The following is a 19,291-nucleotide window of genomic DNA, read 5'->3' as shown; positions in this document are numbered from 1 at the left end:
GACTCCGTGCAGGTGCTAAACCCAGGCGGAGATCTGCGGTGCGGTGCTGTAGTGGAAGCGGTCCAGTTCGATCAGGTCGAAGCGCCGTTCGGTCTGGGTGGCCTCCAGCCCATGAGCCTTGGCATGCCGGGACGGGGCAGGCGCCACTGTCCGGTGGCGGGTTCGTGGCGTCCTTCGCGCAGCAGACCGGAGCCGGGGATGTCGACGCCGACCAGGACCAGAGTGACGTTCATGCTCATGAACGCGCGGATCAGGTCGAGGGTGTCCTGATCGTCGGCCCGGTGCATGCGAAGCCTCGTGATGTCGTCCAGGATCAGGACCTTGGTGCCGTGGTCCCGCAAGGAGGCTGTGACCTGGCGGATCAGGTCGGGCAGGTCCGGGCGCGTGTCGATCGGCGCGTCGAAGAAGTTCAGGATCGCTTTGCAGGTGCTCTTCGGTTTCGCGGTCACCGGGGTCTGGACGTAGGCGACCGGGATGTGCAGATCGCGGCTGCCCGGGCGGGCGTCGGGGTTGAGGTAGTCGTGCAGGGCGAGCCACCGCTCCTCGAAGGCGGCGGCGATCTCGCAGACGCATTCGGTCTTGCCCTGGTAGCCGCCGCCGGAGCCCATCACCCCGGCCCGGGTGGTGGGCTTGATCTTCAGCGCGTTGGTCTCGATGCGACCGCTGAGGAGTTTCTCCACCGTCCGGCTCATCGGGGTGTCCAGCAGCTGCAGGTTCGCGTGGGTGGCCGTGCGGTGCAGGTTGTGCAGCATCTTCTTGCGCCGGCTCAGCAGGCCGAAGGCCGCGCGGTCCATCACCGGCGCCGGGACGAACAGCTTTCGGGTGCGGCACCAGTGCTGCCAGCCGGCCGCTGTGTCGCGGGCCGGCGCGGGGCCGGTCAGGACGAACGGCAGCGTCTCCTTCTCGCCGGTCACTTCGGTCCTTCCTGCGCTGGTGGGGAGTCGGGCTCGTCGTCGGCATCGGGCAGCATGAACAGCGAGCGCTGACGCAGGCCGTCCCCGAGCCGGGGCGGTAGGGCGAGCGGAGCGTCGACCGCGGCTTCGCGCCGGCGGCGCCGTTCCGCGTCGACGGCCTGCTGGTTCTGGCGGACGAGCTCGGCCGGCCGCGGCGCGACGGGCAGCGACGTCAGACCCGTTGGGGCCGCCCGGTCGCGTTCGGCGGCCCGGGCGCGGGCGACTTCCCGGGCTCGCTCGCTCCGCTCGGTCTTGGTCATCTGGCTCGGCCAGGAGCCGACCGGAGAGCGAGCGCCGATCAGGTCGAGCAGGACGGGCAGTAGTTCGGTGTCGTCGCGGGGCTTCAGCCCGGCCCGGGCGGCCTCCCGCAGGACCTGCTGTACTCGCGCGTCGGAGAACGCGAGGATGTCCTCGCCCCTGGGCAGCCCGTTCCAGGGCAGGGGATGCCACTCTCTGGTGAGCTCGATGAACACCTGCCGGCAGTCACGGGGATCGCGGTGCACGACCCACTTGCCGCGGTGCCGGCCGCTGCGTGGAGAGGGAAGCGAACCGAGCCCGGCCAGGACGGGATGGTCACCGCCATACCAAAATCCGCCGATCTTGACCCCGCGACGGCCGTGGACCTTCACGAAGTGAGCGGGCAGAAGGCGGTGGTAGAGACTCGCGTCCGGGATCTGCAGAGCGATCCCGTCGCGGGCGGCCGCCGTCGCGAACAGCGTGTTCGGGCTGTGCCGCCCACCGGGATCCCAGGCGGGCGCGTACTGGTCCAGCCTGCGGTTCTGCCAGATCCCCACGATCCAGGTAGCCAGCAGATGCTCTGCCTCATCCACGGTCCAGACCGCGTCCTCCTCCGGATCGGCGCCCCGGTCCGCCACGTCCCGTCCGCGATAGCCCAGCAACAGCTCCAGGAGCAGCGACTGGATCCCTGAGAACGCGCGTTCGCAAGCCGCCTTGTCCTGAGCTCGCATCACCCTCGCTGGCAGCACCACCGTCCCCAGCGTGCGGGCGACCTGCACCAGGTGATGGTTCTTGTAGACGCTCCCGTGATCGCTGGTCACCGTCTCCGGGGCGAAGAACGGCCGTCCGGCGACCGGATAGCCGGCGAACTCGGTGACCAGCGCGGACGGGACGCCGGGGTAGTGCCACTCCATGTCCGGTGTCCAGGCCGGCCGCATCGGCAGCGGCAGCATCACGTCCCGCAGCAGCATCGCCACCTCGATGGAGGAGTCCGATTCCGGGGTGAGCCGGAAGGCGGCCAGGGAGTGCGTGAACGCGTCCAGTGCGAGGGTGAGGTCGACAGAGATCGGCTCACCGAACACGTCATCGCGCAGCTTCACCGCGAACGGCGTGGTGTCCAGCACGACCACCTGGCCGGGACGGGTGATCGTCACCGTGGAGCCCCCGGTGTCCACCGCCGCAGCCGAGCGGAGATAGCGCTGGCGTCCCCCCTCGGGCCCGAACCACTCTTTCCAGACCTTCAACAACGTCGTGTAGTGCGGGATCTTCTTCTCCGCCTCCGTGCCGAACTTCTCCCGCACGAACTGGTGGATCATCCGTTCCTTGGTCTTCATCCCGACCCGGGAACGGTGCAGGCACTCGGCATGGACCGCGTGGATCGCCTCCGCGACCTGCAAGGTGATCTTGCGGTGCCCCCGCAGCACCGGGGTGAGGCGGCCGTCCGCCAGCCCCATGATCCCCTGATCAGGCCAGGCGGCGGACCAGCGTTGCAGCGTGCGCTCGCTGATCTGCCCCAGGCCCAACTGGCGGGCGTCGTCCGGGTGCAGGGCCTTCAGCTCGGCCACCTTGGCGAGCCGGCGCTCGGTCAGCGTGGTCCGCTCCGGGTCGTACTCGGGCCGGGGTTCCCCCTCCTGGGGCCAGTGCCGGCTGCCGCTGCGGAAGCCGCTCTCGGCCTCCAGGAAGTGGGCCACCCTCAGCCGGAGGCGCTTCTGGTCATCGGCTTTCAGGTCCTCGAACCGCGTGGGCTGCTGCTTGTCATCCATCATGGCCTCCCACCGGATAGACCCACGTCTCATCACCGAACGGCTGGGCCAGGTCGACGGCCATCCGCCGGTGCCAGAGGAGATGGACCGCATGGGTGCGGGCCACCGCCGGAACGTGCGTCTGCTCCACCAGCTCGGCGAACAGCCACGGACGCCGACGGACCACTGCCATCAGCTGCGGCTCGAGCCCCAGAGGGTCGGCCATCGGGCGGCGCCGCACCGACAACGCGTCGATCCCCGTCAGCACCTGCCGACGCCAGCCGGTCACCACCATGTAGCGCCAGCCCGCAGCGGCCGCCACCTGCGCGGCCGCCGCGAACCGCACCTCGTCCTCCTCGCCGATCAAGCCCCCCGGACGCACGTCCACCAGCCACGAGGCCCCCGCCGCGAGCACGAGGAAGTCCGGAATGTGCAAGCCCTTGCCCTCCGAGGAGGAGAACCGCAGACGGAACGGCTGCGACAGCACCTCGTCGAATCCGCCGACGAAGTCCAGGACCAGCAGCAGCCAGCGCTCGGCCAGACTCTCGAAACCGTGCTGCCGGCCGGTCGAAACCAGGCACTCCAGCCCGGGCCGGTGACGCTGGCCCGTCCTCCAGGAGAACCGCCGCACCGGCGCCGACGCCATCGCCGGCCCGGCCGAAAGGTCCTTCACCGGGACGATGACGTCGGACTTCGCGACCTTCCACGTCACCGTCCACGTACGCGGCCAGCCCGGCCCCAGATCCAGGCACTCGGTGGCACGGTCGGGCAGCGCGTACGGCAGCACAAGGTCGTCAAGGCGGCAGGCATGGGACCACACCGGACCTGCCTGAACCTCGACAACCTGTACGTCGCCCATGGCGAGAGCACACCGCAGAGCAGACGCCGTACGCGGGGAAAGGTCCAAACCAACATCAACAACTGGGCCGTACCGGTACCCTGCTCAACTCGCCAGACGAAGTGCTCACGCGGAAGGGAAAACCCTGGGGTCAGCTCCGGTCTTGCGCGTACTGAGCTGCGTACCAACTGGAGTCGATAGCGGGGTTGCTCAAAGCTCCCCAGAACCGGTCGTCAGGTATCGGTGGCAGTGGCGGATTGCCCAGGTCCGCATGCAGATCCGCACGCCAGTCGACAGTGAAGCGACTCCGGATCTCCGCGCTCCCGCACACGGACCTGTAGGGGGACCCCCAGATCCCAAGGGCTATCTTCTCCGCGGCCCACCTGAGAGCGCGGTCTCGGCCGGTGTCAGCCTGCGCAAGCACCGCGCGCAGGCGCAGGGCGAGCGGATCGGTCTGGTCCGGCCGTGGAGGGGCCTCACCGCGCTCCCACGCGTTCAGTGCTGCCTCGACCTCCGGGTAGTTGTTCAGGCCTGTTTCGACCGCCAGTCTGCGCAGTTGCTTTTGCGCGGCCTCAACGACCTGTTCGTACGGCAGGGTCGCGATCAGTGCACCGAGTTCCTCGTGTCCGTCCAGGTAGCTCACGTGGAGGAGGTCGGTGGGCCTGTGGGACAGGTCCAGCTCTGGCAGCTGCTCATCCGGTGCGGGAAGGGGCTCGTCGGCACTGTACTTCGGCCTGGCAAGCAGAGGCGCTTCCCGGAACAGCCGGCCGTTGAACGTGACGATACCGGCGTCCTGGCCGCGCTCAAGCTGGTCGGCCTCTTGGGCCAGATACTCGCCCAGCGAGTCGGCCTCCCCGAAACTGGTGCCGGTCTCGTCGAAGAACCGCCCGACCGCGCCGAAGGAGTCCCGCCCAGTACGGCAGTCCACCAGAAGGCCGTCCGACGTCACGTCGTACGAACCGAACTTCACGTAGCCGTGAAGCCAGTAGCCCTCGGCCTCCCCGTCGATACCTTGGTCGATGCCGCGCATGAACCCGGTGTCCCCGAAGATTCCGCTCACCCCGAGCAGCCGGTCGCCCGAGCTGAACCGGAAGGTCTCAGGTCCCTCCAGCGCCCCGTTGTGTCGGAGAAGGGAAGCGACCAGGTCCGGAGGAAAGGCGACACCGAGTTTCTCTTGCGCTGCCGCGATCTCGTCGTCCCCTGCGGGCGGCCGTAGCGTGGCGAAAGTGCGGGGCGCGTGCTCGCGCAGCCACGCGTCGATGCGAGTCCATGAGGCCTGGACTAGGTCTGCTGTCATAGGGCTGACCCTAAAGTCCGCCACTGACAGCTTGATCGTCGCTCATCGGTCTTGTCCGCCGTGTTGGCGTTCAGGCCAGCAAATTCGAGTGGCCCCTTGTCCCGGCTCACCAAGCCGTCGACACCGGATGTTCGGTCACCGACTCACGCGCTCACTCGCCAAGTGAAGCGCTCAGTCACACTTACGGGTTCGGGCCCTTGCTGCTGCTCCTAGCTTTGCCGAGCCGGTTGTCAGACTCCGCTCCTAGAATGCGGCCGTGGACCGAGACTGGATGCGACAGCAGCTTGAGGCGTTTACTGAACTGACCCTGCGCTACGAAAGCAGTACAAGGCCGGGCGACTACATAGGTGACCGCGCGCTGTATGAGCAGCTGCACCGCGCCGAGCCAACGGTCAAGCAGATCCTGCGGCTCCTGGACCCGCAGCTTGCCGAAAAGATCAACCTTGATCAGATGGCGGGCGAAGCCATGGCCCGCCATGAGGTTCACCGGGGCCTGGGCATTCTGGCCGACATGGACGAATGGGCCGCCCGTCTCGTACCGAATGCACCCACCCTGCCCGCCGACCAGTTCCACCCTTGGGTGTGGGAGCCGGCCGCCCCGCTGTGGGGCGCAGACGCCCGGCAGGACGCCGTCCTAACTGCAGCCGGCACCATCAACCGCCGACTCCAGCAGAAGCTGGAACGCCACGACATCGGCGAGACGGACTTGTGCATGCAGGCCTTCGACATGAAGGACCCCGTCCCAGGCAAACCACGCCTTCGATTCGACGGCGACCGCAACACACCGACCTGGCGCGCCCGCCAGGACGGCGCCAAGTACCTCGCGGCCGGCGCCTTCCTCGCCCTGCGCAACGTTGCCGCTCACGAGGATGAGGTGACCTGGACCGAACAGGAAGCGCTGGAGCACCTGGCGACCCTGAGCGTCCTGGCCCGCTGGATCGAGCAGTGCACTGTGGAGCGCGCCGCCTAGACCCAGATCTCGTGCTCGTTACGGTAGTGCGGCCACGGCCGCCCGACCTGACGTGCGGCAAGGACGTGCTTGATGCCCGCAGCCCACGAGCCTGGTTGCAGGAGCTCCATCAGATAGCGGTCCAACTCGGACCGGCGCATCTGCAGCGTCCATCCCGGCGTCATCGTCAGACCGCCCGGCAGTGCCACGGACCGCAAGCGTTCCTGCTGGTGGATCTCCATGATGACCTCACCCTGCTGGAGGTCCGCATTGCCCGGCGGGCGGACCCAGCGCGCGTCCAGGCCAGTGGCCTGGAGCAGGCGGGCCAGTACCGGACCGGAGGTCTCCACGGTCGCCACCGTGTAGTCACCGATCAGCCGGGCGCAGGCCACCGGATCCAGCGGGTAGTTCGCCCAGGGCACCCGCAGCGGGTCGCGGGCCGTGCTGTCCAGGCTGGTGACGTGGATGTTGTAGTCCTCCCGGCCGGCCGCGATCCCAGCCTGTTGCAAAGCACCGTCGACGACATGCTGATGATGCTCGTTGAACTGCTCGGAAGACATGCCTTGCTGGGCGCATGCGTACTGGTCGACGACAAACAGGGCCCGGCTGCCGGACACCGGCGTGGCGTAGATGCCGTCGGCTGCGGCCCGCTCCAGGGCGTCGCGCAGCACGTCCAGGTGGGTGCGCAGCGGCAGGTCCAGGTCGTAGAGGAGTTCCGAGGCGTTCTCCCCAGGCAGCGGGCCGCCGTCCAGCACCGCCGCGCGGGCCTGGTTGATTCGCCGTAGCTGCGCGCCCCTGCTGTTCTTCGGGTTGGTCTTGATCTCTTGCGTGCGAGGCGGGTGCACACCGTCCCATACCGTCATGTCGCCGATGCGCAAGCAGTTGGTCAGGTCGTGCAGGAGCGCGAAAGCGCCATCCTCCTTGCAGGCCCTCTCGAAGTGTTCGAGTTCTGCTGCCAGGCCCGCCTTGCCGTACATCGGCCCGGGCGACTGATTGCGGCACAGAGCGAGGATGAACGGACGATGGAAGCCGAAGACCCGCCAGGCCAGCGCGTCACCAACCGAACGCAACTGGCGAGCCAGCCGCTCGCACACGTCGTGCTCGAAACGCCAGGTAGCGATGTCTGCGGGGTCACGGTCTGACTGGAGCTCCGGGACCTCCCGGTGCGGCTGCTTGCCGTTGCGCATCCGGGTGACGGCACGCTTGAACTCCCAGCGATCCTTCTCCACCTCCAGCAGGCGCGTGAGCAGGTTCCGTTGAAAATCGGCCCCGGCCTCCACCGTCTCGCAGGCGCGGAGCTGTTGGATGAGCTGGACCAGGACCGGCTGCATCGCCTGATGGCGAGGGTGCATCACCATGTCGTCGGGGCTGTAGGAGTCGGCGTGGAACAGGCTCATCGTGCAAGTGTGGCGATCACTGCGTTCCGGTGCTGTGCTTTTCCGAACCGCCGAAGCCGGGAGCCTGGACGAGGTCCGGTTCACGAACATCGAGCACCTCCGGCCCCTGAGTCTGGGAAGGCGATGTGCCCTGACCGCTCCCTCGGGCATCCGTGCGCTGAGATCCGCCGCCAAAAATCGGGGGACTCCCGCAATTGGGAAAGTCCCCCATTATGCCGTAGTAGGAAGCCAGCCGGGGCGGAGGCGGATCTTGGCTCGCGTTGGGGTGCCGACTGCCTCAAGAAGCCCCCTGGCACAGGACCAGTGGTTGCATCGAAGTGAACGTGGCCACCGAAGAACCTCGCGTTGACGAAGCTCACGTCGCCACCCAAAAACTCCGCGTTGACGAAGCTCACCTCGCCACCAGAGAACACTGCAGCGCCCGGCCGACCCTCCACAACCGCAGCTCCCGGTCGCCCGGCGCAGACGGCGATCTCCGATCGACTGTCATGACGATGAGGACAAGCCCCGTAGAACAATGGTTGCACTACCCGGGGGAGGGGGATGCGTCGAGGAGGACTGGGGCGCTTCGGGCTTTCCGACGCTCTCCCGTGCCAGCTCGTCTCCCTGGTGCGAGCACGTCATCCGCGTATGCGACGACATCTCCCGATTGAACGGCCGTTGTCAGTGCACGGGTCTAGGCTGCGGCCAACAACGGTTCTGAGGGGGGCTGTTCGTGGAACTTGATCCGCAGCGCTTTTTTAATTCCCAGCAGCGTCAGGTGCTCTTCTCACTTGCCGATGGGCTCTGCGAGCTCTGCGGCAAGGAGCTCGGGATCGGATGGCACGCCGACCATCGCATCCCGTGGGTCTCTGGTGGGCCGACGACGATCGAGAACGGACAAGCCCTGTGCGCAGGGTGTAACTACAAGAAGGGGCGGGAGATGCAGTTCCAGGACACGTTCAAGCCGCGGCCGTTTCAGGCCGACGTCATCACTCAGGTCATCGATGGCATTGAGTCGGGCCGAGACCGCACGGTTGTGCTCGCGTCCCCGGGGTCAGGCAAGACGCTGGCCTATCTGTCCTTGGCGACACGTCTCTTCCGTGAGGGCCGTATCGATCACATCGCAGTGTTCGTGCCTCGCGTCGCGCTGGCACAGCAGTGTGAGGTCGAGTGGCAGCACCTAACCCCAGACCGGAAGGACGGAGGGCTGTGCCTGCTCTTCGAATCGCCACGCTTCGGGAAGATCTGGCATCGCACGAATGAGGTGCCGCTGACCGCACAGAAGGGCACCGGGTTTGTAGCCACGTACAGTGCCTTGGCGACGAGCGAGTCCATCTTCATAGAGTGGGCTGCCAAGCATCAGGGACGCTTCCTGCTCATCGCCGACGAAGCGCAGTTCTGCGGGGACGACAGAGACGGTGACGGCGGAGGGACACGCGCCGGCACCCTGATCCAAAAGCTGCACGGCTTCGCTCTGCACAGCCTTCTGCTGACCGGTACCCCATACAGGGCCGACAACAAGCCTCTCGTGCTGGCGGACTACGAAGATGCCCTCCCGGGCGACCCGAAGGGGCTGCGCCCGCTGGTCAAGCATGCGGAAGCCACCTACGCGGACGGCATCGCGGAGAACTATCTCCGTACCTTCGAGCTCTCGCGCACTGACGGCTTGGTCTCGCGGCGCACCCTCGGTGACTCCGACCGGGGGAGCGGGGAGTCCCTGCTCACGTACAACCTCTCCGACGACGGCGACAACCTGGCTGATGTGCTCCGGGATCCTAAGATCTGGGAGCCGCTGGTCGACCAGGTGGTCGCAAAGGTTCGGGACAAGCAGAAGTTCAATGCCGCCTACCGTGGGTTGATCTCCTGCATGGGGCAGAATGAGGCGAAGAGGGTGCAGAAGTACCTTCAGGAGCGTCACCCGGGCCTGCGGGTGGGCCTCGCCGTCTCGTCGGATACGGAAGCTCCTCGGGCGCTGAAGGAGTTCCGCTCCCTGCCGATGGACATTCTGGTCACGGTCCGTATGGCCTTCATCGGGTACAACTGCCCGGAGATCACCGTGGTGGGGATCCTCACCCACTACCGCGATCGTGGGCATCTCATGCAGCTGGTCGGCCGAGGCCTTCGAGTGTGGAGCGGCATGCCGCCCCGCGAGCAGTCCTGCCTGATCATCGCGCCGGATGACCCGAAGATGCAGGAGTTCCTCGAGCATCTACGCGGTGAGAAGGAGGAAGGGCTCCGTCGCGTCAAGGAACGCGAGGAGGCCGCAGAAGTCGGGGAGTCGCCAGACAAGGGGCAGCTTGCTTTCTCCTATGTGGAGTCGGCAGTGGCGACTACGGTCCGCGCGGCGAGCAATGACACCGACGTCGACTCGGACGAACTGCTGCTGATCGAGTCCATCAAGGTCGAGGTGCAGTCCGCCGAGGACGCCACCAAGTTCGCCCAGTTCTTGGAGATCTATGGAATCCGGACCAAACCGGCTCAGGATGTGCCAGGCCCTCGCCGCGAGCAAGACACCGGGCTCATCGTTCAGATGCCTCAGCCGCCTCGCACGGACAAAGAGATCATCGAGGACGTCCGGAGCAGGACTACGAGCGCCATCACCAAGTATCTTCACGCCCGAGGGGTGGCTCCGGGCTCTCCTGGCTACCAGGACGCCGTAACCAAAGCCACCTTTAGGGTCAATGAATCCGCAGGCTTCACCGCGAAGACGGCCAACACCGTGGATCGCGCCGAGAAGCGGCTCAAGGCCGCGCTAGCCCTGAAATAGGAGGGCAACATGTCCGTACGCGTAGATTCGAACTCGCAGCTCACACCCGAGCAGGAGCGTGTCTACAGGCTCCGGAACGCTGCGGAGCGCGACGGCGGCACACCCGGCGGGTTCCTTGAACTGCTAGCCGCCGTGGTGGCTGACGAGACCTGGCGACAGATCCCTTCCGGGGTCAGCTCCTCAGACCCGTTCGCCTCATTCGCGGAGTTCATCGAGGCGAAGCCACCTTTTGGCCTCGGGCAGCGCGTCGAGGACGTCCACGTCCTTCTACAGATGCAGCACCCCCATGAGGCGGCTACTGAGTTCCGCTCGAAGATGGACGCCATGCGCTCCGAGGTCCGCAGGCTGCTGGCCCAGGACGGCGTCACCGGATACTCGGAGCAGCAGCGTGACCGCGATATCCAAGCCTGGGCTGCGTTGGACAAGTCGGGCAGTTGGTGGCTGGCGTTCTTTGTCGTGTGCCAGGTGCGCCCACAGTCTTCAGGTTCGACGGCGCAGGGTGAGGGGAGGGCGGCCAAGGCGAAGATCTCTGCCAACGAGTTCGCCCGGCGGGCAGGGACGAGTGCCGATCGGGTCCTGCGTTACTACAAGGCGTGGGAAGCAGCGCATGCAGCTGGTGCTGTAGTCCACAGCGCCGATCAGCTCTTCCCCGGGCATGAGCCCGTCGAGCTACCGCCGGCCGAAGACTGGACCTTGTACTACAGCAGCCGCCGGAGTGCTTCTACAGACCGAGGTGCGTTGATCAGTGCTGCGGCAGAGGCGGAAGGTATCAGGCCGACCAAGGCCTTGGAGGTCGCTGAGAACCCCACAGCGCTCCGTGCTGCCATCCTCGCCGACCCCAGGACAGCGGATGCGGCGCGCACCGCGCTCAAGGCCCTGACTATGGAGGAGCGGCGGTCTGAGCACCTTGAGTACGTCCGGGCAGTTGCCGAGGAGGGTAAGGCGCAAGCAGCCTCCGGGCAGCTGATCGAGTTGCCGGAGCAGATCAGGGCACAGGTAAGCGAACAGCTTGCATCCGTTGCGGACGCTCCTACCGATTCTGACCTGGTGACGAGCGCATACGACCTGGTGCAGGAGCTCGTGAAGCAGGTGGTGGAGGCTGATCCGGAAGCGCACGCGACGGAACAGCGAGCACGGTTTCAGACCGCGCTCAAGGCCACGCGCAGAAGTATCGCGGCCATCGATCCGGCCAGTCTGCCGGACGTGGTAGACGACGGGCTTCGTGAGGAGATCAGCGCGCTGCAGAAAGTCGTGAATGATCTCGTAGCGAGTATCGCCCGTCACGAGTAGAAGCGGGCTATCGACGGCTGTTCCCACACCATGTGTGGGAACAGCCGTCAGGCATGTCGGTCCGCGAAAACGTCACCGCGCCGCACGATGTAGTGCCGCTCGCACACTTCAGGGTCACTCACCAGCGTGGTGTCGCCGACCTGAATCCACCCCCGCCAGTACGCCGCGCCCCCATGGTTCTCTCCCATGCAGCGGCAGATGCAGTCGTCGCCCTGTGCGTCCTGGCACCTCTTGTCGCACCTCTGGCGGGTTGAGAATTGCAGGCGGACGTCGATCACTCCGAATTTGTCGGCCATCGCCTCGACGAGCGTGCGTAGATGGGGCTGGGCTATCTCCCACCGTTTCGGCTCAACATCCGGGTTCCAGATAGGACGAATGCGGTCGCCCAGTTCGGAAAGAATCCAATTTCGGTTCGAACCGCCCGCGTACGGCATCCAGGCGTGCAACCGGCCCTCACCTATCGAACGTCGGACCCACGGTCTCCTCATGTGCTTCCCCTCCCCAGAGATGCCCCCTTAAGGCATGCCCTGATGATCCTCCGCCGTTCCCGCCGAAGGCACGGGTTCAGCAGGATCGGTCAGCAGGCCTTCCTGACGCCGCCGGCCCTTCGCGCACGCCGCGCTGCTCGCCGTACCCGACGAGCTGGCGTTCACGGCCCGGATCGCCACCACCGAGCCCGAAGCCGCCAGTGCGCTCGTCGCGTTTGTCACCCGCGTCGAAGGAACCCAGGCGTTAGCGACGGCCAGGAGGTGGGAGTCGCGGGCCGGGAAGAGCAGGACGACCGCCCGTCACCCTCCTCCGGTGCTGGCGTTGTGCCGGGCATGGACTGGACGCAGCTGCTCAAGGAACTCGCCGTCGCGGTGGAGGTGGGTGGCGAGCCTACGCACCGCCGGGTCCACCATGGCCGAACTGGCAGCGCAGGCTCTCGCGGCTAGCGCCCCGAGTCCGCCCGACGGCCGCTCCTGGTGAGGGCGGGCCTCCCTCCGCGGCAAGAGCTGCGTCGACGTACGCCCGCACGAGCTCGGTCGTCTCGGGGGCCGTGACGTCCTTCGTCCAGCGGCTGGATGAGTGCCAGCGGCACGTCATCTGGAACTGACCGCCGCCGTTAGCGTGCTGCTGCTTGAGTTCGGCGTACGGCTGTGTGTGGCAGCGTCCGTGCTGCTCGGTCTCCTCGAGGTGGGCGCGGACGACGTCCAGGCGGAACCTGGGTGGCAGGGTGCGGTGGTCCAGGCATCCTTGGCATTCCAGGAGGTGCTGGGTGCCGCCGGTCTGGAGGAAGCGGTAGGGGAGGCTCTTGCACTCGCGGTTGTTGCAGCCGCCGCAGAGCGGGGCCCGGACGTGGCCGTGTTCGTGGCAGTGGTCCCAGACCGCCGCCTGGCGTTCTTTGCACAGGTGGCACAGGTAATCGTCGGGGCGAGTGCCACGTCGGCGGGCCGAGTCGTACTGCACTCCGCGCAGGTGGCCAGTGTAGGACTGGAAGGCGGCTCCGGAGCATGGCGGGCACCGGGTCACGTAGCCCTTGCTGATGGATGACCGCCAGCCGCCCCACCAGGGGCCCTTGAGGCCGCAGGAGGAGCAGACCCGGGCCTGGTCGACCAGTTCTTCCTCGCGTTGCGCCCAGCGGTCCAGGAGCTCGATGTAGGCCCGGGGCAGGAGCCACTGCTTCCCGAACCAGGTCAGCAACTCCAGCAGGCGGGTGCCGCCCATGTTCCGCGTGTGCCGGTAGCGGTTGCTCGCCGCGACGAACTCCTCCCAGTCCAGCCCTCCGGGGAGCCCGTTGTCCCCGATCTGCAGGTAGCTGTCGCACCACTCCTCGTACGGGCGCCCCTCGCGCAGCGCCTTGTCGCGGGCCCGGCCGCACATCCACGACATCAGGCACTGTCGCCAGTCGGTGCGAGACCGCTCTTCCCTATCGCTCTCCCCGACGGCGTGGTACGCGGGCAGCTGCACCACGGCCAGCTCCTCCAGGTCCAGGCGCAGCTCCGCCAGCGTCTGCCCGGCGCGGCGGATGTCCCGCTCGACATACCCCCAGCGGCCCTTGTGCTTGTAGCAGCGCACCGCCACGTCACCGAAGAGGACGTAGTCGTACTGCGCCAGGCCGGACATGTGGACGAGCTCGTCGGGATCCAGCGGCACCATGGCGTTCTGTGTCAGGTCCGCAAAGAGAGAGCGCGCGTACTCTCGGCTAATCAGCATGAACGGATAGTGACAGTGGGCACTGACAACGCCCGCTGTACGCAGGTCAGTCGGGGAGGGACGGCTTCTGCTCCCAGAACCAGCCGTGGGCGGCCATGCCCTCCTTCGTCCAGTCCATCACCAGCAGAGCGCCCTCCTTGGCCCGGGTGGTGTCGCGGCCATGGCCGTTGGCGAAGAAGCGGATCAGGGCCCCGGCGGCAGGCCGGTCCGCGTCGCAGGCCGCGCACAGCTCCAGGTGGATCGGCCGTCCGTGCTCATCGTTCTGCGGCATCACGATGCTGGTGAGCAGGGCTCCGCGACAGCGCGAACACTGCGGCAGCTGGTCAGATGTCACAACTTGGTCCATATGGAGCTCCCTTGCTCATAACGTGAGTCTCCACCCAAGACTCGGTTACCTGCCGCGTCAACCCTCGCGACCCGGGAGGACCCCGCCTTCACGGTCGGCCGGCCGCGGCAGTCGTCGCCGATGCCGACGGCTCCCTCTGTCCACAGGCGCTCGCTGGCTTGATGATCTGCATGAGCGATCACGAGCAGCAGCAGCCGGCCCCGCGCCACGGCAAGGTTCAGGAGGCCCTCGCGCGGGCGGAGCGGAAGGTCTTCACCCGGCCCGCGCCGAAATCCGCAAATGCACAGGTGAAATTCCTCCTCACGCGGGTGAAGGGGTCGACCAAGGCCCTGGCGGAGCGCCTGGGCGTCTCACGCCGCACAGTGGAGCGCTACCGGGCCGGGAAGCTGACGGCTCCGCAGAAACGCCTCCAAGCCGCATTGGTGGAGAAGACGGAATCCGAGTGGCAACCGCAGGTCAGGGCACAGGCGCGCGCGGCGGCGTCCACGTCCAGAGGGATGATGGTGGAGGTGACGGCGTACTTCGGGTTCACGTGCACCGGCAGCTCGGACGATGGCCGCGAGCGGCAGATCACCACGGACATCTCGCCCACCTACGTGAAGCAGCTCCTGGAGCTCCAGGAGGCCGGTGCGACGGAGGAAGATCTGCATCCGATCGTCGCGGAGGCCATCACCGAGTCGTATTTCACGGAATGGGGCACACGGGCCGACGGACTGCGCGCGGATTTCACGTCCGTGTCCTCAATTTCCTTCCGGTTCTAACCCGGCCGAATTCCACGCCTGCTATAAAACAATCTGGTGGGCCGCCGTGCGGCGCTCTGGCGGCGGCCCGCTCCCGAATCCACACGATGAATGCGAGACCGAAGATGACACGGTTCTGGCCGCCCGGTGAGACCACCCGCCGACCGCTCGCCCCGCGGCTCGCCGCGTTCCGCGAACCGGTCGACCCCGCCCGCATCGGCCGCCGCGTCGTACGGCGCCGGGCGAAGGGCATGGACGCGGGTGCCGTCGCGGCCGCCCTCGAGGTCGCCCGGTTCGACGCCCGGCAGGGTTCCCGGCACGAGGACCTGGCCGACGACGCCCGTGGCCCGGCGGAGCTCGCGGAGTGGGAACGCATCGATCAGCTGCTCGCCGCCGCGGCGCCGGGCACCGTCTACGAACCGGACGTCGACGACGTCGTCCGGGCCGAACTCGCCGCCGACGCCGCGGCCGCCGACGCCCGGGAAGCCGAGCTGCGCGAAGCCCAGCGGATCGCGGCCCGCGCCGACAAACTCCAGGCGCTGCGCGAGCTCGGCACCCTGGGGCAGACCGAGCCCCGGCACGGTGACGAAGCCGTACGCGACGAACTCACCCGGCGAGCCGGCGGCTACGTCCAGGCCGACGTCGACGCCTGGCTCGCCCACGCCCTGGCCGCGCACCTCGGGCACTACCGCGACCCGGCCGCCCACGAGGAAGCCACCGGTCTCCTGACGCCCCCGCTACTCGCCCACGCCGCGCTGCTCACCGAGCTCTCCCACCTCGCCCCGGGCGTCGGCGTCGACCAGCTGGCGTTCGCGGCCCGGCTCGCCACCACGGAGCCCGAAGCCGCCGGCGCCCTCGCCGACTTCCTCGCCCGCACCCGCTCCGAGGCGAACTGACCTCACCAGACCGGCCCGTTCCGACCAGTGTCACGCTGACAGAAAGTGACTGTCACGCTCCTGCGCGATGTCAGATCTTACGTGTTACGCCGCCCTGATTCTGCCCCCTTTTGTCCGTTTCTTGGAGCGGTAGAGGTCTCCAGAGGCCGTTTTCGGGGGTGGAGCGTGACACTCAAGATGGAACATCCCGCGCACTCGTGAGTAGTACGGAGCGTAGTTACGGCCCGGGTTCCGGCGGAGTGCTCCCGGGCCCGCCTGCCCGGCGATACCGTGGTGAGACACCGCCAGTTCCGCCCTCTGGAGCCCTCGATGAGCGAACAGCCGGCCACCCCCGCCGACACCGCCGCCCGGCAGCTGGAGCCCGCGGCCGCCGACGCGGTGCGCGCGTACGCGGCCAAGACCCGCGCCGACGCGGACCGGTTCGCCGCCGTCCTGGAGGACATCGCCACCAACGGCCTGCCCGACCCCGAGCAGTGCACCCCATGGGAGGAACTGCGCGAGGCACACCTCACCCGCCTCGCAGCCCAGCGCCCGGCCGTCGCCTGATGCCCACACCGCACAGCCCGCGCCGCGCCCGGATCACGTTCTCCGACTCCGCCGCGAAGCAGCTGGAGAGCATCACCACCGAGGCGGACATCCACGCCCTGGACCGCGCCCTGGTCGTCGTCTCCGTCAACCCCGAGGTCGGCCAGCCGCTCCCCGGAACCGCCGCCGGCCCCCAGCTGCGCGAGTACGCCGACGACGTCGAACGCGTCAGGATCTTGTACTGGGTTTCGGTGCTTCAGAAGATCATTATCTAGTGTTGTTGGGTGTTTTTAGCAGCTCAAGGGGTTGGTTCGGGTTCAGCCACATGAGGCATGTGTGTGGGCGCTGGGCCGGGGTCCTATGGTTCAGCGGCCCCGGCCCAGCGCCCTGTGGTCCGGATTCGGGGCTCAGACGAGGTGCTCCAGGAGCCAGGTGGTGAGGGAGCGAAGGGTGCCGGAGACGGCACCGCGCAGGACTGCTCCGACCAGGGCCAGGCGTTCACGGCGGGTCAAACGCGTGCGGGACATGAGGTCCTCCACGGGAAGTGTGGTGAGTGGGCGAGGCAGCCGGCCGGCTTGCTGTCCACCCTGAGACCCCAGGAGAGATCGACTCCAAGTTGCGATGTGCCGTCAACGGGGTTTGCCATTACCGCTGTTCACGCCACGCGGGGTACGGGATCGGGGAGGATGGTGCGATGAGTGGCGACAACGTGGATGGCCGGTCCGGCCTGAAGGAGAACTCGAAGCGGCCGCAGCCGCTGAAGCAGCTGACGCGGGAGCCCGTGGGGTGGCCGCCGGCGCTGAGAGAGCTTAAGGAGTTGCTGTACGAGGTGTACGTGGCGGCTGATGCCCCCAGCCTGGATGACATCGCCGGGGCCGTCGCCGCCGACGACAAGCTGGCCGGGGCGCCGAGCCGGGACACGGTCCACCGCATCCTCACCAAAGCGTCCATGCCGCCCAAGCGGGCCGATGTGGCCGCCATTGCCACGGTTCTTGCCCGCCGGGCCGTCTGGGATGCGCCGGCCCTGACCGGGCGGGTGTGTGAGCTGTGGGGGCGAGCGCGGATGGCGCAGGGCGTGGGGCGCCCGGTCAGCGACTTCCGGAACGCTGAACGGCTCCTCCTGGACGACGGCCTGGGGATCCATCCGGCATTGGACACCGATGGCGCTCACGACGGGTTCAGTGTCCTGCCCGCCTACATCCGGCGGGAGCACGACGCCCGCCTTGGGAGGGTGGTCGACGACGTCCGCCTTGGGAGGGTGGTCGACGACACGAGGATAAGGCGCAGCGGAATCGCGGTTCTGGTCGGGGACTCGTCCACGGGCAAGACCCGTGCTCTGTGGGAGGCGGTGAGGGGGTTGCCGGACGGTTGGCGGCTGTGGCATCCCCTCAGTCCCACGGCTCCGGAGGCGCTCCTAGCCGCGCTGCCGGACGTTGCCCCGTATACGGTGGTGTGGCTCAACGAGGCTCAGCACTACCTGGGCGCGGATCCGCTCGGTGAACAGGTCGCGGCGGGGCTGCGGGAGTTGCTGCACGATCCGTCACGGGCCCCGGTGCTTGTCCTGGGCACCTTGTGGCCCAAACACTGGGACACCCTGACGGGCCGCACCGACCTTGACCGGCACGCCGTTGCCCGGGGTCTGCTGAGCGAGCACAAGATCGACGTACCGAACGCTTTCACCCCGGCAGATATGGCCGCACTCGACGCCGCCAACAGTGCCGATCCCCGGCTGAAGGCAGCCGCCGAGCGCGCAGACGATGCACAGATCACCCAGTACCTGGCCGGAGTCCCCTACCTGATGGAGCGCTACCACGCAGCGAGGGGAGCCACTCTGGCTCTCATCCACGCCGCCATGGACGCCCGCCGCCTGGGCGCCGGCCTTCATATCCCTCACGACTGGCTCATCGACGCCACCACCGGCTACCTCACCGACACCGAATACCACACTCTCGACACCGACTGGCAAGACCAGGCCCTCAAATACGCCATCACCCGCTGCAACGGCATCCCCGGCATCCTCACCTGCATCGACCCCAGCGACACCCGCAACCAGCGCACCCGCCGGCCCGGCCATCTACCGCAGGGGCCGCACTACATGCTCACCGACTACCTCGACCAGCACGGCCGCCACGAGCGCGCCGAACTCATTCCGCCGATCAATTTCTGGCAGGCGGCTGCTCGCCATGCCCACCCCACCGACCTGGCCGCACTCGGCCGGGCTGCCTGGGACCGCGGTCTGTACCGCGACTCCGCTCAACTCCACAAAAGGGCCACTACCCATGGCGACACGCACACCGCAGAAATCCTTATCGAACACCTTCACACCTTCCACCCCATCGACCACCGCCCTGCCCAATGGGCCGCCGCGCACGCCTCCCTCGATGACCCGGCCGCCGTCGCCGGGCTGCTGGAGGCGCTGCGGGAGGCCGGGGCGGACGAACAGGCCGCCGCACTGGCGGAGCGGGCCGCCACGCACGCCCCCCTCGACGGCCCGGGCGCCGCCGCCCTGCTGCTGGAGGCGCTGTGGGAGGCCGGGGTGGACGAACAGGCCGCCGCACTGGCGGAGCGGGCCGCCACGCACGCCCCCCTCGACGACCCGTACGCCGTCGTCTGGCTGCTGGAGGTGCTGCGGGAGGCCGGGGCGGACGAACAGACCGTCGCACTGCTGGCCCGCGCCCCCGCCGCGCACGCCACGTTCGACAGCCCGCACGCCATCGCCCAACTGCTGAAGGCGCTGCGCGAGGCCGGGGCGGACGAACAGGTCACCTTGCTGGCGGAGCGGGCCGCCACGCAGGTCAACCCGCACGCCGCGTGGCTACTTGAGGTGCTGCGGGAGGCCGGGGCGGACGAACAGGCCGCCGCACTGGCGGAGCGGGCCGCCGCGCGAGCCTCCCTCGACGACCCGTACGCCGTCGCCGAGCTGCTGAAGGTGCTGCGGGAGGCCGGGGCGGACGAACAGACCGCCGCACTGCTGGCCCGCACTCCCGCCGCGCAAGCCTCCCTCGACACCCTGGACGCCATCGCCCGGCTGCTGAACGCGCTGCGGGAGGCCGGGGCGGACGAACAGGCCGCCGCACTGGCGGAGCGGGCCGCCGCGCGAGCCTCCCTCGACGACCCGTACGCCGTCGCCGAGCTG

The 19,291-nt window shown here is 67.9% G+C and carries 16 protein-coding genes; 8 read left to right on the top strand and 8 right to left on the bottom strand.

Features of this window, described 5'->3' with window-relative positions; genetic code table 11:
• Nucleotides 1–71: 71 nt before the first annotated feature.
• The 4 genes from ACZ6S6_RS33180 to ACZ6S6_RS33165 all read right to left on the bottom strand — a co-directional run bounded on the left by ACZ6S6_RS33180 (nucleotide 72) and on the right by ACZ6S6_RS33165 (nucleotide 5,067).
• Entirely contained in the window at nucleotides 72–914 is an 843-nt protein-coding gene (locus ACZ6S6_RS33180; RefSeq protein WP_469708613.1) for a TniB family NTP-binding protein, read from the bottom strand.
• Nucleotides 911–2,956, bottom strand: a complete 2,046-nt coding sequence (locus ACZ6S6_RS33175; protein ID WP_469708612.1) for a transposase — start codon at nucleotides 2,954–2,956, stop codon at nucleotides 911–913. The genes ACZ6S6_RS33180 and ACZ6S6_RS33175 overlap by 4 nt, the downstream gene beginning before the upstream one ends.
• Nucleotides 2,946–3,791, bottom strand: coding sequence for a TnsA-like heteromeric transposase endonuclease subunit (locus tag ACZ6S6_RS33170; RefSeq protein WP_469708610.1), 846 nt, complete (start codon nucleotides 3,789–3,791; stop codon nucleotides 2,946–2,948). Before ACZ6S6_RS33170 ends, ACZ6S6_RS33175 begins: the two co-directional genes overlap by 11 nt.
• 130 nt (nucleotides 3,792–3,921) lie before the next feature.
• Nucleotides 3,922–5,067 (bottom strand): SMI1/KNR4 family protein, encoded by a 1,146-nt coding sequence (locus ACZ6S6_RS33165; protein WP_469708608.1) that lies wholly within the window; start codon nucleotides 5,065–5,067, stop codon nucleotides 3,922–3,924.
• 256 nt (nucleotides 5,068–5,323) lie between these two features.
• Here ACZ6S6_RS33165 and ACZ6S6_RS33160 point away from each other — a divergent pair, with 256 nt between their 5' ends.
• Entirely contained in the window at nucleotides 5,324–6,037 is a 714-nt protein-coding gene (locus ACZ6S6_RS33160) for a TIGR02391 family protein (protein WP_469708606.1), read from the top strand.
• Here the strand turns inward: ACZ6S6_RS33160 and ACZ6S6_RS33155 are convergent.
• Nucleotides 6,034–7,413: a hypothetical protein gene (locus tag ACZ6S6_RS33155; RefSeq protein WP_469708604.1), complete on the bottom strand. Its 1,380-nt coding sequence runs from the start codon at nucleotides 7,411–7,413 to the stop codon at nucleotides 6,034–6,036. The two genes, ACZ6S6_RS33160 and ACZ6S6_RS33155, sit on opposite strands and share 4 nt — an antisense overlap.
• A gap of 715 nt (nucleotides 7,414–8,128) precedes the next feature.
• Between ACZ6S6_RS33155 and ACZ6S6_RS33150 the strand changes: the two genes are divergently transcribed.
• Together ACZ6S6_RS33150 and ACZ6S6_RS33145 are read left to right on the top strand one after the other, a co-directional pair.
• Entirely contained in the window at nucleotides 8,129–10,162 is a 2,034-nt protein-coding gene (locus ACZ6S6_RS33150; RefSeq protein ID WP_469708602.1) for a DEAD/DEAH box helicase family protein, read from the top strand.
• Between the two features lie 9 nt (nucleotides 10,163–10,171).
• Complete coding sequence (locus ACZ6S6_RS33145; protein ID WP_469708600.1) at nucleotides 10,172–11,452, top strand: hypothetical protein; 1,281 nt, start codon at nucleotides 10,172–10,174, stop codon at nucleotides 11,450–11,452.
• Between the two features lie 47 nt (nucleotides 11,453–11,499).
• Here ACZ6S6_RS33145 and ACZ6S6_RS33140 read toward each other — a convergent pair whose 3' ends face one another.
• The 3 genes from ACZ6S6_RS33140 to ACZ6S6_RS33130 form a co-directional block, all read right to left on the bottom strand.
• Complete coding sequence (locus tag ACZ6S6_RS33140) at nucleotides 11,500–11,898, bottom strand: hypothetical protein (protein ID WP_469708598.1); 399 nt, start codon at nucleotides 11,896–11,898, stop codon at nucleotides 11,500–11,502.
• Between the two features lie 433 nt (nucleotides 11,899–12,331).
• The gene (locus tag ACZ6S6_RS33135) at nucleotides 12,332–13,648 is read right to left on the bottom strand and encodes an endonuclease domain-containing protein (protein WP_469708596.1); all 1,317 of its coding nucleotides are present in this window, start codon (nucleotides 13,646–13,648) and stop codon (nucleotides 12,332–12,334) included.
• 46 nt (nucleotides 13,649–13,694) lie between these two features.
• Entirely contained in the window at nucleotides 13,695–13,982 is a 288-nt protein-coding gene (locus tag ACZ6S6_RS33130) for a DUF6300 family protein (RefSeq protein WP_469708595.1), read from the bottom strand.
• A gap of 182 nt (nucleotides 13,983–14,164) precedes the next feature.
• Between ACZ6S6_RS33130 and tpg the strand changes: the two genes are divergently transcribed.
• The 5 genes from tpg to ACZ6S6_RS33105 all read left to right on the top strand — a co-directional run.
• Entirely contained in the window at nucleotides 14,165–14,755 is a 591-nt protein-coding gene (gene tpg / locus ACZ6S6_RS33125; RefSeq protein ID WP_469708593.1) for a telomere-protecting terminal protein Tpg, read from the top strand.
• 104 nt (nucleotides 14,756–14,859) lie between these two features.
• Nucleotides 14,860–15,630, top strand: coding sequence for a hypothetical protein (locus tag ACZ6S6_RS33120; RefSeq protein WP_469708591.1), 771 nt, complete (start codon nucleotides 14,860–14,862; stop codon nucleotides 15,628–15,630).
• Nucleotides 15,631–15,939: 309 nt separating this feature from the next.
• Nucleotides 15,940–16,176, top strand: coding sequence for a hypothetical protein (locus tag ACZ6S6_RS33115; protein WP_362453826.1), 237 nt, complete (start codon nucleotides 15,940–15,942; stop codon nucleotides 16,174–16,176).
• On the top strand, nucleotides 16,176–16,430 hold the full coding sequence (locus ACZ6S6_RS33110; RefSeq protein WP_469708589.1) for a hypothetical protein: 255 nt from the start codon (nucleotides 16,176–16,178) through the stop codon (nucleotides 16,428–16,430). Before ACZ6S6_RS33115 ends, ACZ6S6_RS33110 begins: the two co-directional genes overlap by 1 nt.
• Nucleotides 16,431–16,849: 419 nt before the next feature.
• On the top strand, nucleotides 16,850–19,291 hold a 2,442-nt coding region (locus tag ACZ6S6_RS33105), incomplete at its 3' end, for a hypothetical protein (protein WP_469708588.1).

It is taken from the genome of Streptomyces sp. NPDC048671, assembly GCF_055587045.1.
The sequence above is the reverse complement of the archived record's forward strand: the minus strand, read 5'-3'. Positions and strand labels throughout refer to the sequence as shown.

Excerpts from the sequence above, each read along its gene's own strand:
- ACZ6S6_RS33135 (WP_469708596.1), bottom strand. The coding sequence starts at position 13,648 with ATGCTGATTAGCCGAGAGTACGCGCGCTCTCTCTTTGCGGACCTGACA.
- ACZ6S6_RS33165 (WP_469708608.1), bottom strand. The coding sequence starts at position 5,067 with ATGACAGCAGACCTAGTCCAGGCCTCATGGACTCGCATCGACGCGTGG.
- ACZ6S6_RS33175 (WP_469708612.1), bottom strand. The coding sequence starts at position 2,956 with ATGATGGATGACAAGCAGCAGCCCACGCGGTTCGAGGACCTGAAAGCC.
- ACZ6S6_RS33120 (WP_469708591.1), top strand. The coding sequence starts at position 14,860 with ATGACACGGTTCTGGCCGCCCGGTGAGACCACCCGCCGACCGCTCGCC.
- ACZ6S6_RS33145 (WP_469708600.1), top strand. The coding sequence starts at position 10,172 with ATGTCCGTACGCGTAGATTCGAACTCGCAGCTCACACCCGAGCAGGAG.
- ACZ6S6_RS33115 (WP_362453826.1), top strand. The coding sequence starts at position 15,940 with ATGAGCGAACAGCCGGCCACCCCCGCCGACACCGCCGCCCGGCAGCTG.
- ACZ6S6_RS33170 (WP_469708610.1), bottom strand. The coding sequence starts at position 3,791 with ATGGGCGACGTACAGGTTGTCGAGGTTCAGGCAGGTCCGGTGTGGTCC.
- ACZ6S6_RS33110 (WP_469708589.1), top strand. The coding sequence starts at position 16,176 with ATGCCCACACCGCACAGCCCGCGCCGCGCCCGGATCACGTTCTCCGAC.
- ACZ6S6_RS33155 (WP_469708604.1), bottom strand. The coding sequence starts at position 7,413 with ATGAGCCTGTTCCACGCCGACTCCTACAGCCCCGACGACATGGTGATG.
- tpg (WP_469708593.1), top strand. The coding sequence starts at position 14,165 with ATGAGCGATCACGAGCAGCAGCAGCCGGCCCCGCGCCACGGCAAGGTT.